At 75.6% G+C, this 12,593-nt stretch carries 9 protein-coding genes; 2 read left to right on the top strand and 7 right to left on the bottom strand.

The window, feature by feature from the left end:
* The first annotated feature begins 57 nt into the window (after positions 1-57).
* Positions 58-6,099, top strand: a complete 6,042-nt coding sequence (locus O2V63_RS11650) for a DUF4011 domain-containing protein (RefSeq protein WP_269167683.1) — start codon at positions 58-60, stop codon at positions 6,097-6,099.
* On the opposite strand, the gene O2V63_RS11655 is transcribed toward O2V63_RS11650, so the two are convergent.
* The 6 genes from O2V63_RS11655 to O2V63_RS11680 form a co-directional block, all read right to left on the bottom strand.
* Positions 6,089-6,691 (bottom strand): HD domain-containing protein, encoded by a 603-nt coding sequence (locus O2V63_RS11655; RefSeq protein ID WP_269167684.1) that lies wholly within the window; start codon positions 6,689-6,691, stop codon positions 6,089-6,091. The genes O2V63_RS11650 and O2V63_RS11655 overlap by 11 nt on opposite strands.
* A 220-nt stretch (positions 6,692-6,911) precedes the next feature.
* On the bottom strand, positions 6,912-7,055 hold the full coding sequence (locus O2V63_RS11660) for a hypothetical protein (RefSeq protein WP_269167685.1): 144 nt from the start codon (positions 7,053-7,055) through the stop codon (positions 6,912-6,914).
* A gap of 94 nt (positions 7,056-7,149) precedes the next feature.
* Complete coding sequence (locus tag O2V63_RS11665; protein ID WP_269167686.1) at positions 7,150-7,845, bottom strand: hypothetical protein; 696 nt, start codon at positions 7,843-7,845, stop codon at positions 7,150-7,152.
* A 19-nt stretch (positions 7,846-7,864) separates the two neighbouring features.
* Positions 7,865-8,833, bottom strand: a complete 969-nt coding sequence (locus tag O2V63_RS11670) for a TIGR03557 family F420-dependent LLM class oxidoreductase (protein ID WP_269167687.1) — start codon at positions 8,831-8,833, stop codon at positions 7,865-7,867.
* Between the two features lie 72 nt (positions 8,834-8,905).
* A complete protein-coding gene (locus O2V63_RS11675) occupies positions 8,906-9,676 on the bottom strand; it encodes a biosynthetic peptidoglycan transglycosylase (RefSeq protein WP_269167688.1) in 771 nt (256 codons plus the stop codon).
* 180 nt (positions 9,677-9,856) lie between these two features.
* Complete coding sequence (locus O2V63_RS11680; RefSeq protein ID WP_269167689.1) at positions 9,857-10,333, bottom strand: NUDIX domain-containing protein; 477 nt, start codon at positions 10,331-10,333, stop codon at positions 9,857-9,859.
* Positions 10,334-10,488: 155 nt separating this feature from the next.
* On the opposite strand from O2V63_RS11680, the gene O2V63_RS11685 reads away from it, so the two are divergent.
* Positions 10,489-11,652, top strand: coding sequence for an RtcB family protein (locus tag O2V63_RS11685; RefSeq protein WP_269167690.1), 1,164 nt, complete (start codon positions 10,489-10,491; stop codon positions 11,650-11,652).
* A 12-nt stretch (positions 11,653-11,664) separates the two neighbouring features.
* On the opposite strand, the gene O2V63_RS11690 is transcribed toward O2V63_RS11685, so the two are convergent.
* Positions 11,665-12,432, bottom strand: a complete 768-nt coding sequence (locus tag O2V63_RS11690; RefSeq protein ID WP_269167691.1) for a biosynthetic peptidoglycan transglycosylase — start codon at positions 12,430-12,432, stop codon at positions 11,665-11,667.
* Positions 12,433-12,593: the final 161 nt, after the last annotated feature.

A 12,593-nucleotide genomic window follows, 5' to 3' on the forward strand; every position in this document is an offset into this window, starting at 1 on the left:
GCCCCACGAGCGGCTCGCCTGAGCGGAACGGTCCGTCCGAGGAGGTACACAGACTCCATGCGCAACGCGGCCGACCTCCAGGTGAGCTCCGAGGGCCCGGCGGCGGCGTCCTCGCCGTCGGTCTCGGTCGAGCTCGGGGTCAGCCCGGTGGTCAGCTACGCGCTCGCCACCCTCGCCGTGCCGGTCGTCTCCCGGCTCACCCTCGCCGGCAGCACGTCGACCGTCCGCGAGGCGGTGCTCCGGCTGTCCGTGCAGGACGCCCAGGGCGAGCTCGGCCCCGCCGTCGAGCGGCTGGTCGACCTCGACGCCGGCCGCACCACGGTGATCGACGACGTCGGCCTCACCCTCGATCCGGCCACCCTGCGGCAGGGCGGAGAGCGCCGTCCGGGCTGGGTGCAGGTGGAGCTGACGGCCGCAGGCCGGGTGCTGGCCGAGCACCGGGTGCCGGTGACGGTGCTGGCCGCCGCCCAGTGGCTGGCCGCACCCCTGCCGCTGGCCCTGGAGGTGCTCGCCGCCCACGTGCAGCCGCAGCACCCGGCGATCGCCGCGCTGGTCGCCGACGCTGCCACCCTCCTCCAGGAGGGCACCGACAGCGGGAGCATGACCGGCTACGCCGACGGGCCCGAGCGGGTCGACGAGGTGGTCGAGGCGCTCACCTGGGCGGTGCGCCGCCGCGAGGTCCGGCACGGTCAGCCGCCGGCCAGCTGGACCGGGTCCGGGCAGCACGTCCGCGACCCCGGTGAGGTCCTCGACGGCCGGACCGGCACCTGCCTGGACACCGTCGTCACCCTCGCCGCCGCACTGGAGCACGCCGGTCTTCGCCCGCTGCTGTGGGTGGTCGAGGGGCACGCCTTCCTGGGCTACTGGCGGGAGGAGCGCAGCGCCGAGACGGCTGCGACCACCGACGTCGCGGCGCTGGTGGAGCTGGTCGACCAGCGCGTGATCGGTCTGGTCGAGACCACCCTGCTGACCGACCGCGGCAACACCACGCCGGACCTGCACGGCCCGGCCTACACCGCCTGGTTGTCCGGTGACCTCTCCCGGGTCCTCGGCGTCACCGACGTCCACCGCGCCCGCCTCGCGGGCGTCCGCCCGCTCCCCGTCCACACCCCCTCCGCGGACGGCGCGGTGCAGGACGTCGGGGACGCGCCTGCCCCGGGCCGGGCGCCGGCCCTCCTCACCACCCCGACGGCGACCGGGACCGACCACCGCCCGTCTGCCCCGGCGCGGGTCCAGCAGTGGCAGGACGAGCTGCTCGACCTGAGTCCGCGCAACCAGCTGATCGACTGCACCGAGGGCTCCGGGCTCCCGCTCGCGGTGCCGCAGGACGCGCTGACGACGCTGGCGGAACTGGTCAGCGGCGGGGCCGCGCTGACCCTCCTGCCCAGTGACCGGGTCACCGGTGTGCAGGCCGAGCCCGGGGTGCGCACCGCCGGCGATCTGCCACCCCAGCAGCTGCTCCAGCAGCTCACCGAGCGTCGGGCGGTGCACGTCGACGTCCCCTCCGCCGGCTACCCGTCCCGGCTGCGCAGCCTCGCCCACCGGGCGCGCACGGTGGTCGAGCAGACCGGCGCCAACGGCCTGTACCTCGCCCTGGGCAGCCTGGTCTGGGAGCTCGACGGCCGCCCGCTGCGGTCACCGCTGGTGCTCGTCCCCGTCCTGCTCACCCTGCCGTCCCGCGGCGGCGAGTACCGGCTGACGGTCGACGAGGCCGGCAGCAGCCTGGCGAACGGCGCCCTGCTGGAGGAACTCCGCCGGGTGCACGGGTTGACCGTGCCCGGGCTGAGCGCCCTGGCCGACGACGGCGCCGATCTCGACCTGGCCACGGCGTTGCAGGCGCTGCGCGAGGCGCTGGCCGCCGCCTCGCTCCCCCACCGGGTGGTGGCGACCGCGGAGCTGGCCGTCCTGCCGGTCGCGGCGTACCGGCTGTGGCGTGACCTCGACGAGCACTGGGCGCAGCTCGCGACCAACCCGCTGGTCGCCCACCTGGTGCACGCCCCGACCGAGGCCTTCCTCGACCCGGTGCCCGCCTCCGCCGACCCGGTCGACCTGGACGAGCTCGCCGCGCAGTGCCCGGTGCCGGCGGACGCCGCCCAGCTGCACGCGATCGCCGAGGCCACCGCCGGGCGGACGTTCGTGCTCGAGGGCGCACCCGGCACCGGCAAGTCCCAGACCGTCACCAACCTGCTCACCCGGGCCGTCGCCGAGGGCAAGCGGGTCCTGTTCGTCGCCGGGAAGCGCGCCGCGCTCGACGTCGTCGCCCGCCGGCTCGACGCGGTCGGCATGGGCACGTTCGCGCTCGACCTGTACGACAAGGGCAGCCGGCCGGCCGTCGTCCGGGCCCAGGTCCGTGCCGCGCTGGAGCACGCGGTGGACGTCGACGCCCAGGGCCTGGCGGCCGACGCCGAGGAGCTGCGGTCGGCCCGGCGCAGCCTGCAGCACTACGCGGAGCGGCTGCACGCGGAGAACCCAGCGGGCCTGTCGCTCCACTCCGCCCGCACCGCCGTGCTGGCCGCCGCCCCCGACGTCGACCCGCTGCCGGTGACCGCCCGCTTCGCCGCTCGGGCCACCGCCGAGGTGGTCACCGAGGTGCACCGCGCACTGGCGTTGCTGCCGGACATCGCCGGCCTGGCCCGCCCGTCGGCCGGGCACGCGTGGGCCTTCATCGACACCATCGAACTCGACATCACCGAGGTGCAGCAGGCCGCGGTCGCCGTCGACGCCGCGATCCGGGAGCTGCCGGGCGAGGGTGGTCTGGCCGCGGTCCTCCGGGCCGCCCGCACCCCGGAGGACCTGGACGCCCTGGTGCACCTGCTCGGCGGCCCCCGGATCGGGCTGGCCGTGCTCGACGAGGTGCGCTCCTCGCGCTGGGCGACGGCCACCGACGACCTGCTCGGCGAGATCGCCGCGCTGGTCGCCGCGCCGCACCCCGGCCTGGACGCGCTCACCCCGGCCGCCCTCGACCTGCCGCTGGCCGACCTGTTCGTGCAGGCCCAGGAGGCCGCCGCGACGAGCTGGGTGGCGCGGCGCGGCAAGCTGGCCGCCGTCCGGGACCAGCTGACCCCGGCGCTGCGCCCGGGCGCCTCGATCAGGCCCGGCGAGGTCCCGGAGCTGACCGCCGAGCTGCGGCGGGTGCAGACCGCCGTCCGGGCCCTGGCCTCGCGGGCCGCCGGGACCCCGGGCCTGCAGGTGCCGCCCGGCTGGAACCCCTTCACCGAACCCGGCCGGTCGGTGTTCGACGCCGAGGTGCGCTGGCTGCGCCGCGCTGCCGCCACGGTCGACGGCAGCGCCGGCTTCCCCGCTGCCGTCCGCCGGTTCCTCGCCGCCGGCCCGGTGACCGACGCCTTCGGGGCACGCACCGTGGCCCGGCTGCGCGACGCGCTCCGCCAGCTGCTGACGGTCTGCGCCAGCAGCTCGGCGCAGGTGGGCGCGTGGAGCGGCGAGGACGGGGTGGTGCTGCGCTGGACGCTGACCCGACCGGAGCGCGGCGTCGAGTACGTGCATCCGATGTCCCTGCGCCGATGGGTCAGCCTGCTGGACACCCTCGAACCGCTGCGGCTGGCCGGGCTCACCGAGGCGCGGCTGCAGCTGCTGCACGGCGAGGTGCCAGCCGACGACGCGGTGCGTGCCTTCGACCGGGGGCTGGCCGAGGCCTCGGTCCTCGAGCGGCAGCAGGCCACCGGGCTGGACACCTTCGACGCCGGGCTGCACGAGCGCGCCGTCGCCCGCTTCGGCGCGGCGTCCCGCGCGGTGCGGTCGCACCTGGTCGAGGCCGTGCCGGCCGCGGTGCTGGCGGCCCGCCCGTTCGACGCCGCCAGCAACGGGCAGGTCGACGCCCTGCTGCGCGAGCTGGCCGAGCAGCGGCTGGGGGTGCGCGGCCTGCTCTCGGCCCACGGCGACCTGGTCACCGCCGTCCTCCCCTGCGTGCTGGCCACCCCGGAGTCGGTGGCGCGGTTCCTCCCCGCGGTCCCCGACCAGTTCGACCTCGTCGTGTTCGACGAGGCCTCGCAGCTCCGGGTCGCCGACGCCATCGGCGCACTGGGCCGGGCCCGGTCCGCGGTGGTGGTCGGGGACAGTGCGCAGCTGCCCCCGCTGCCCGCCGGCCTCGACGACGACGCCGACACCGACGCGCTCCACGCCGAGGCCAGCATCCTGTCCGAGTGCGTCCAGGTACAGGTGCCCCAGCGGCGGCTGACCTGGCACTACCGCAGCCAGGACGAGTCGCTGATCGCGTTCAGCAACGCCCGGTACTACGGCGGCCGGCTCTCCTCCTTCCCGGCGCCGGTGCACGGGCCGGCCTCCGCCGCCCCGGACGGCCACGGGATCTCCCTGGTGCAGGTCGAGGGCACCTTCGTGCGCTCCGGCCCCGGCCTGCGCACCAACCCCGTGGAGGCCCGCGCGGTCGTCGCCGAGGTGGTGCGCCGGTTCTCCTCGGCCGCCCCGGCGGTGCCGTCGATCGGGGTGGTCACCACGACCGCGCCGCAGCGGACGCTGATCGAGGAGCTGCTGCGCGACTCCGGCGACGAGCGCGTGGTCGACGCCCTGGACCGCAGCGACGGCGAGGGGCTCTTCGTCAAGGACCTGGGCCACGTGCAGGGCGACGAGCGGGACGTCGTCTTCTTCTCCCTCGGGTTCAGCCCCGATGCGCGGGGCCGGCTGCCCCTCGACCTCGGCCCGCTGAGCCGCAGCGGCGGCGAACGGTGGCTGAACGTGGCCATCACCCGCGCCCGCCGGCAGGTCGTCGTCGTCAGCTCCTTCGCCCCCGGGCAGCTGCACGCCGAGCAGACCACGTCGGTGGGGGTGGAGCACCTGCGCGCCTACCTCGACCTCGCCGCCGGCGGCACCGGCGCCCTCCCCCGCACCGGGACGCCGCTCGACCGGCACCGCGACGACGTGGCCGCCGCGCTGCGCGACCGGGGACTGGTGGTGCGCACCGACGTCGGCCTGTCGGGCTTCCGCATCGACCTGACCATCGCCCGCGAGTCGGCACCGGACGCCCCGGTGCTGGCCGTGCTGCTCGACGGCCCGGCCTGGGCGGCGCGCCGCACGGTCGGGGACCGCGACGACCTCCCGGTCGAGGTGCTCCGGGAGCTGCGCTGGCCGGCGGTGGAGCGGGTGTGGCTGCCGAGCTGGCTGGCCGACCGCGCGGCCGTGCTGACCGCGCTCGAGGCGGCGGTGGACGCAGCGTCCCCCGCCCCGGCCCCGGCAGCGGTCGAACCCCAGATCCAGGCCGAGGTCGAGGTCGAGGTCGAGGTCGAGGAGCCGCCCTACGACGGCCCGCTGGCCGACGTCATCCCGATCCGCCCGCTCGCGACGCGGGTGCCCCCGGCCCCCGAGCCCGACCCCGTCGTCGTCGAGCCGGTCGTCGTCGAGCCCGTCGAACCCGAGCCCGAGCCCGAGCCGGTCGCCGTCGCCGAACCGGCCGCCGTCCTGGAGCCGGTCGCCCCGCAGCCGGCGGAGACGGCGGCTTCGGCGGCGACGGCCCCGCCGAAGCGCACCACCGGGACGTCGCCGAAGGCGCCGGCCAAGGCCGCCCACACCCGTGCGCCGCTGGACGAGGAACAGCCGTTCATCGCCTGGACGCCGAAGCCCGCCGGCGAGAAGAAGCAGCTGGACCAGTTGAGCGACCCCGCCGTCGCCCGCCTGGTCCGCCGGGTGCTCACCGCCGGCCTCAAGGCGGAGGGGCCGGTGCACCGCGACCGGCTGACCCGGCTCACCGCCGCGGCGTTCGGGCTGTCCCGGGTGACCGAGGCCCGGCGGGACGCCCTGCTCGCCCTGCTGCCGGCCACCGCCGTCGACGGCGACTTCCTGTGGCCGGCGTCGATCGACCGGGCGACGTGGAGCTGGTTCCGCCGTCAGGCCACCAGCGCCGCGCGCCCCCTGGAGCACGTGGCGCCGCAGGAGATCGCCAACGCGATGGTGGCGCTGTGCCGGGCCGGCACCGGGCTGTCCCGCGACGAGCTGCAGCTCGGGACGCTCGAGCTCTTCGGCCACCGCCGGCGCACCGCGGCCCTGCTGCCCCTGCTGGACGCCGCCCTGGCCGGCGCCCTGGCCGCGGGTCGGCTCACCGAGCAGCCGTCCGGGCTGCTCACCGTCTGATCCGGTCCAGCGGGTTGTCCCGCACCCGGCCGGCGAAGCCCTCGGCGACGAACTGCCCGGCCAGGGACGAGGGCTTGCGGCGCGCTTGCTCGGTGAAGCAGCCGAGGAACTCCTCGGCCAGTCCCAGTCGCGGGTGGGCGTCCAGCACCTCGGCCCGGAAGTCGGCCGGCCAGTCCTCGGGACGGCGGCCGGAGACGTCGAGCCCGGTGCCCAGCTCGAGCAGGTGGCCCTCCGGGTCGGCCTCGACGTCCACCTCCCGGGCCATGTGGGCGACGATGACCTCGGCGGTGCGCCGACGGCGACCGACGTCCCACCCGGCGCCCGCGCCGAAGACCCAGGCGACGGCCCCGCCGGCCTCTTCGAACGGCACCGTGGCGCTGTCGAAGACCGGCACCAGCCCGATGTCGTGCAGCATCGCCGCGACGTAGAGCAGCTCGGCGTCGAAGGCGATCCCGCGCTCCCGGCCGCACTCGGCGGCCCAGAGGTGGACGCGGAGGCAGTGGTTCAGCAGCGCGGCCGAGTGGAAGGCCTGGGCCACCTCGAACGCGGAGGTGGCAGCGGCGGTGTCGGGGACGAGGTCGTCGAGGGGCACGGACGGCAGTCTGGCCGCCGATCGGGTGCCACGTCGTGGGCCCGGGCCGACCTGGCAGGAACGCCGCGATCGGCGGCGCGAACGACGCACGGTCGGTGACCTGGTCGGGCCGGCCGCGCGCGGCTGATCGAGCTGTCGAGCTCGATCAGCCGCAACGCCGGTGACGTCGGCCCGGACCCGTACGGGCCCCGGCCGCGCTCCGGCGAGCGGAGACGCTGGGTCAGCCGCGACGGCTGGTGCCGCTGCCGCCGCTCTTCTTGCCGCGCATCGAGGAGATGGCGCTCTTGATCTTGGCCTGGTTCTGCGGCTTCTTCGCCTCGGTCATGGCCTTCTTGGCGACAGCGCCCTTGGTGAGCTTGCTCATGAGTCCCATGGTGTTCTCCTTCGTCTCGTCCGACAGCTGTTCCTCCTGTCGTTGCCCGCCCAGCGCGCGCTCAACCGGCCCCCGGTGGTCTCGTTCAGCTGGACGCCGGCCGGCCCTCGTCGGCGTCCCGGGCGCCTGCGTCCTCGTCTGGGTCCTCGTCAGCGTCCTCGTCAGCGTCCTCGTCAGGATCCGGCGCGTCCCCCAGGCCGCTGTCCCGAGCCAACAGGTAGGTCGCCCCGCCCAGCAGCGCCCCGGCGATGACCGAGAGCACCACGACCACCGGTGGGCTGACGGGGCCCAGCGCCCAGGTGAGCAGCGACCGGGAGCGGGAGGTCGGGTCCGCCAGGACCACGCCCACGAAGACGCCGGCGAGCAGACCCGCGCCGGCCGCGAAGACGGCGGAGGCCCGGCCGGTCCACCCCAGGCGGGCGGCGAGCTCCCGGGCGGCCCGCACGATCCGGCCGGCCCGCAGCACCCGGAGCGCCCCGACCGCACGGACCAGCCGCAGCAGCTGCACCGGGCCGACCGCCAGCACGATGGCCACCAGCACGGCGAAGCTGAGCAGCAGCAGCCCCGCGTGCCCCCGGATCCAGGCCCGCTTGTCCTCGGCCACGACCAGCAGCACGACCACCTCGCCGACGAGGACGACGCCGCTGGCGACGTCCACCCAGCGCCCGGCCGTGCCCAGCGGACCGCCGGCGAAGGTGAGGAACATCGCCGGTACCGACGCCAGCGCCGCGACCAGCACCGGGAGCGCCAGCCGGCGTTCCCACCGCTCCTCCCGGCTCACGGCACACCTCGCACGGGGATCAGGACGACGGGGTCAGCGAACGCACCCGCTCGATGAGCTCGCCCTTGCAGACCTCCAGGAAGCCGTCGGGGTCCGGACCGGCGTTCATGAAGACGAGGTGGTCGAAGCCGGCGTCGACGTAGGGCTGCGCCTTGTCGACGAGCCGGTCCAGGTCGGGGCCGCAGGCGAACTGGCCCTGGATGTCCGCGGGCGTGACGGTCGCGCTGGCCGCGTCGAAGTTCACCGGGTTGGGCAGCTCGCTCATCACCGGCCAGCCGCTGAGGGCCCAGCGGCTGGTCTGCAGCGCGGCCTGCACGGCGGCGTCCTCGTCGGGCGCCCAGGCCATCGGCACCTCGGCGTACTTCGGGCCGCTGCCCCCGTGCTCGGCGTAGGCCTCGACGAGCTCGGACTTCGGCTCGGTGGCGAACAGCCCGCTGCCGTACTGGGCCGCGAGCTTGGAGGCCCCCGGCCCGCCGCTGGCGACCGCGATCACCGGGAGCTGGTCGGGCAGGTCGAAGACCCGGGCGTCCTCCAGCGTGAGGTACTCCCCCTCGTAGGACTGGTAGCCGCCCTGCCACAGCAGGTTGATGATCTCCAGCGCCTCGCGGAGCATGTGGTGCCGGATCCGGACGGCGGGCCAGCCGCCCCCGACCACGTGCTCGTTGAGCCGTTCACCGGCCCCGATGCCCAGGGTGAACCGGTTGTCCGACAGCAGCTGCACGGTGGCGGCGGCCTGGGCGATGATCGCCGGGTGGTACCGGATCATCGGGCAGGTCACGCCGGTGGCCAGGCCGATCCGCTCGGTCTTCGCCGCCATGCTGCCCAGCATCGACCAGGTGAACCCGCTGTGGCCCTGCTCCTCCAGCCACGGGTGGTAGTGGTCGCTCAGCTCGACGAAGTCGAAGCCGGCCTCCTCGGCCGCCACCGTCTGCTCGACGATCTCCATCGGGCTGAAGGCCTCGGTGGCGAGCTTGTAGCCGACCTGCATGGGGTGTCCCTCCGTCGTCACGTGCTGTCTCCGACGGCGGTGCCCGGGAGGTCGGCGGCGGAAACCGGCCGGTCAGCCGGCGACCAGGCCCCAGGGGTCGGCGGCCACCTCGTCGGCCTGGGCGCGGGTCAGCTCACCGACGTCCACCAGCCGGTCCAGCACGTGCTCCTGCCGGCCGGCGGCCCGATCCGGGTGCTGCACCGGGTCGTAGGCGCTCGGGGCCTGCAGCAGGCCGGCCAGCAGCGTGGCCTGCGCCCAGCTGAGCTCCTCGGGCGGCACGCCGAAGTACCCCTGCGCCGCGGCGGTGGCACCGGTGAAGCCGTGCCCGAAGTAGGCGTCGTCGAGGTACATCCGGAGCACGGCGTCCTCGCTCCAGGTGTGGTCCAGCTTCAGCGCCAGCACCACCGCGGAGACCCGGTCCAGGAACCCGTTCTCCCCGCCCTCGTAGACGTTCTTGGCCAGCTGCTGGTGCAGCGTCGACCCGCCCAGGTCGACGCCGGTCAGCGCACCGCGGGCCGCCCGCACGACACCGCGGGGGTCGACGCCCGGGTGGCTGCGGAAGTGGCTGTCCTCGGTGGCCAGCACGGCCGCCGACAGCCGCGCCGGCGGCGGGCCGGACAACGGCGGCGCTGCGGCGGCGGCCAGCCGGGCGTCCACCCGGTCCCGGGCGTCGCCGACGTCGGGGGTCAGCTGCCAGGCCACGGCCAGGGACAGCAGCCCGACGAGGGCGAGGGCGACCACGGCCCGGACCGCTCGGCGCAGCACCCGGCGCCCCCAGGACACCCGCCGTGGTGGCGGTGCGGGTGCCGGCGACCAGGTGGGCCGGGACGCGGTCGTCACCACGTCGGCCCACCGGTGGACGTCGGGGCGTGCGGTGCGGACATCGGGTGCTCCTCGGCTGGGGTGCGGTGCTCCCCCAGTCGACCGCAGGCCACCGCGGCGCGCATCGGCCCGCGCGCTGACCTCCGTCGTCCCACCTGCACCTCCGGGCGGACCCCGACCTCCGCTCCTGGGTGGACCCGGTCAGGCCGGGGCGGCCAGCCGGGTCAGCAGCCGGTCCAGGAACGGCACCTGGCCCTTGACCAGCTTGACCCGCGCCTCGGCGACCGGGAACCACCCGGCCCGGTCGATCTCCGGGAACTGCTGGACCCGGCCCGACCGGGGTGGCCACTCCAGGTCGAAGGTGTTGCTGGTGCAGGCTGCGGCGTCCAGGTCGCCCGCCGCGGCGAAGACGGTGAGCAGCTTGCCGCTGGTCACCCGCAGCTCACCGAGGTGGAGGAACTCCTGCGCCGGCACCGGCGAGCCGAGCTCCTCGGCGAACTCCCGGCGGGCCACGTCCAGCGGCTCCTCCCCCGGACCGTGCTCGCCCTTGGGGATCGACCACCCGCCGTCGTCCTTGCGCGCCCAGAACGGGCCACCCATGTGCCCGAGCAGCACCTCGACCTCACCGTCGCCGGCGACCCGGTGGAGCAGCACCCCGGCGCTGCGCGTGACTGGCACGCCCCGCAGCGTCGCACGGGGCCGGCCGGGTAATGCGGGTGCGGGTCCAGCCGGCGTCGCGTTGACTGCCCCGGCCGCGCGGCACCACCGACACCCCCGCAGTCCCACCAAGACGGCCATCGTGGTGGACGGGGCGGAACACACCGGAAGGGACCATGGAGACCATCAACGGACGGCTGCTGAGCTGGGCGTCCATCCTCGAGCCCAGCACCCGCGAGCAGGCCGAGCGCACCGCGGCGATGCCGTTCATCCACCCGTACCTGGCCTTGATGCCCGACGCCCACCTGGGCAAGGGCGCGACCGTCGGCTCGGTCATCCCGACTAAGGGCGCCATCATCCCGGCCGCGGTCGGGGTCGACATCGGCTGCGGGATGATGGCGGTGCGCACCCAGTTCAGCGCCGCCGACCTCACCGGCAAGGACCTCAGCGCGCTGCACGGGCAGATCTCCCGCTCGGTGCCGCTGTCGGCCGGCCGGTACAACAAGGAGGTGCGGCCCACCGCCGAGGCCCGGGTCGCCGAGCTCCGCGCGCTGCCCGGCGTCGCCCAGGCCGACGGCGCCGCCGGCAACTGGCCGCTGCAGCTGGGCTCGCTCGGCTCGGGCAACCACTTCATCGAGGTGTCGCTGGACGAGCAGGACCGGGTCTGGCTGTTCCTGCACTCCGGCTCCCGCGGGGTCGGCAACAAGCTCGCGTCGGTGCACATCCGCCGGGCCCAGGAGTGGTGCCGGGCGCAGGGCGTCGAGCTGGCCGACCGCGACCTGGCGTACCTGCCGGAGGGGACGCCGGAGTTCGACGCGTACCTGGAGGCGCTGCGCTGGGCGCAGCGGTTCGCCTGGCTGAACCGCGAGGAGATGATGGACCGGGTCGACGAGCAGCTGGGCCGGTTCCTGGAGGACGACGTCCAGCGGCTGGAGACGGTGCAGTGCCACCACAACTACACCGAGCGCGAGCGGCACGACGGGCGCGAGGTGTGGCTGTCCCGCAAGGGCGCGATCTCCGCGCGCCGGGGGCAGGCCGGGCTGATCCCCGGCTCGATGGGGACGGCGTCCTACGTCGTCTCCGGGCTGGGCAACGCGACGGCGCTGATGTCGGCTCCGCACGGGGCCGGCCGCAACCACTCGCGGAACGCCGCCCGCCGGCTGTTCAGCCGGGCGGACCTGGAGCAGCGGATGACCGGGATCGCCTGGGGGCACTCCGACGCGTTCCTGGACGAGCACCCGGATGCCTACAAGCCGATCGACCAGGTGATGGCCGACGCGGCCGACCTGGTGGAGGTCCGGCACACGCTCCGGCAGGTCGTCAACGTCAAGGGCGACTGAAGAAGGACCCCGTCAGCTGGTGACCAGACCCCAGTCGTCGGCGGCGATCTCGGCGGCCTCGCCGCTGCCCAGCACACCCTCGTCGACCAGTCGGCCCAGCACGTGCGCCTGCCGCTGGGCGGCGAGGGTCGGGTACACCAGCGGGTCGTAGGCGGTGGGCGCGGCGAACAGGCCGGCGAGCAGGGTCGCCTGCGCCCAGCTCAGCTGGTCGGGCGACACCCCGAAGTAGCCCTCGGTGGCCGCGGTCAGCCCGACGAAGCCGTGGCCGTAGTACCCGTTGTCCAGGTACATCCGCAGCAGCTCGTCCTTGCTGTACGCGGCGTCCAGCTTGAGCGCGAGGACCACGGCCTCGGCCTTCTGCACCGGGCCGTTCTCCCCGTCCAGGTACACGTTCTTGGCCAGCTGCTGCACCAGCGTCGACCCGCCCTGGTCGGTGCCCGACACCAGCCCCCAGAACGCCCGGACCGCCCCGGTCGGGCTCACCCCGAGGTGGCTGGCGAAGCCGGTGTCCTCGGTCGCGACCAGGGCCTGCACGAAGGCCGGTGCGGGCTCCACCTGCAGCGGGGGCGCACCGTTCTCGGCCAGGTGCGCCGCGACCCGCGCTCCGGCGTCGTCGACCGGCGGCGTCCGCGCCCAGCCGATGCCGACAACGGCCACGCCGAGGAACACCAGCACCAGGGCCAGCGCACCGAGGCGGCGCAGCACGCGCCGGGGCCACGGCCGCCGAGGAGGCGGTGGCTCGGCCGTCGCCCGGGCACGCTGCAGGGTGCCTGCTGACACCGGTCGACCGCCTTCCCGTCCGGCCGCACCGGGACCGGGACGGCACCGATCATGATCGGTGCCGTGGTCGGGTCCGGGGAGCCCGGACGGCGGCCGGAGCGGCCCTGGACGCCGGACTCCACCCTTCCGGGGGACGCACGGGGCGGGCGTCGCTCAGCGGA

It is taken from the genome of Modestobacter sp. VKM Ac-2977 (assembly GCF_026968045.1).
Taxonomy (GTDB): domain Bacteria; phylum Actinomycetota; class Actinomycetes; order Mycobacteriales; family Geodermatophilaceae; genus Modestobacter.